Source organism: Cohnella baijiui, from assembly GCF_020731285.1.
Lineage (GTDB): Bacteria > Bacillota > Bacilli > Paenibacillales > Paenibacillaceae > Cohnella.
The window spans coordinates 1-440 of record NZ_JAJFOW010000113.1 but is presented as its reverse complement, the minus strand read 5'-3'; the positions used below and the strand labels follow the sequence as shown (position 1 = coordinate 440).

At 42.0% G+C, this 440-nt stretch carries 1 protein-coding gene; it reads left to right on the top strand.

Annotation, left to right across the window (positions count from 1 at the left end; translation table 11 throughout):
- Window positions 1–396 (top strand): nucleotidyl cyclase domain-containing protein (locus LKX83_RS31875; protein WP_465249356.1); only part of this gene is annotated, 396 nt, incomplete at its 5' end.
- Window positions 397–440 lie beyond the last annotated feature (44 nt).

Below are 440 nucleotides of genomic sequence, written 5' to 3'. Positions count from 1 at the left end.
GAGATGGGCGATGAGATTATTCGTCGAACATCGCAGATGCTTTGGGATGCGATTCGGATGAGTGGCGGGAAAAAAAGCTTTCTTGGTCATATTGGTGGAGATGACTTTATTATTATTGCTGCTCATGAGTATGTACAGGCGATCATTTCGCATATTCAGCAGTATTTCTACAGCTATTTTCAAGACATTGAAAAAGAAGGGAGATCGGCGACCTGTCCTATTTTGTCAATCTCGCTTGCTGGTGTGCGGTGCGCACCCGGTGCATATAAGACAGCCGGGCAGGTAGCGGAGCAGGCAGCTCGTGTGAAAAAAGAATCTAAGAAGATTGCAGGCATTTCTTATGTCGATGATGTGGAATATCATACAAAGGTATATAATGAACTTGTGTTGTATTGAATTGTTTTTACTAACATTTTTCTGTATTCAGGGCATAAAGAAAC